Origin of the sequence: Candidatus Cardinium sp. cByotN1, from assembly GCF_022810525.1 — a bacterium.
Taxonomy (GTDB): Bacteria; Bacteroidota; Bacteroidia; order Cytophagales; family Amoebophilaceae; genus Cardinium.
The window spans coordinates 1-796 of the sequence record NZ_JAACGG010000148.1; the positions used below are offsets into that span (position 1 = coordinate 1).

Here is a 796-nt window from a genome sequence, read left to right on the forward strand (position 1 = left end):
TGAATGTCAATATTAAAAATAAGGATGGTGATACTGCACTGCATTTGGCAGTATGTGCAAATCATTTAAAAATTGTTCAAGTATTATTGGACCAACCTTTTATTAACGTAAATAGTAAAGGTAAAGATGGCTTAACGCCTCTTCATTTAGCAACCAATAACGGTCATGTAGAAGCAGTTGAATTATTATTGCATACAATAGGCATTGATATAAACGCCAGAGATAAAGATGATAATACGCCCTTACATTTAGCGGCATACGGTGGGAAAATAGAAGTAATACAACTGCTACTAGAGCATAAACATTTAAATATCAATGCAAAAAATAAATATAGCAGTACTGCGTTGCATTTGGCAACTTGTCAGGCGCACTTAGAAGTGTCTAAAATATTACTTAAAGCAAAAGGTATTGATGTACGCATTAAAAATCAATATAACCAAACGCCTGTTGATATAGCCAAATGGTCTTTTTACCATGAATATGTTGATCAATTACGCCATTCATATACATGGGAACAGTATGCACTATAAAATACAAATGTATATTTTATGAACCGTTTCAGACAGATAAATCTTCTATACGTGACCTTTTAAATACCGTCAAGATGATCATAAAGTATTTAGTTGTTAAGCAAGCGTTTACAGAAGCAAATTTCTTATTTTAATGTAACCAGATTCAATAAATTCATGAAATACGTCAATCTACTAAGGGGAGCCATTTAGATTAACCATCTATGGTATATTGTTTTTTTTAGCTTTACGTTTTCTAAGGAATTCATCCCTATATTTAACTGAAT

Annotated in this window: 1 protein-coding gene; it reads left to right on the forward strand. The window is 31.7% G+C overall.

Going from position 1 to position 796, the window contains the following annotated elements; translation table 11 throughout:
• A partial coding sequence (locus MUW73_RS04095) for an ankyrin repeat domain-containing protein (protein ID WP_243575284.1) occupies positions 1-530 on the forward strand: 530 nt, incomplete at its 5' end.
• Positions 531-796 lie beyond the last annotated feature (266 nt).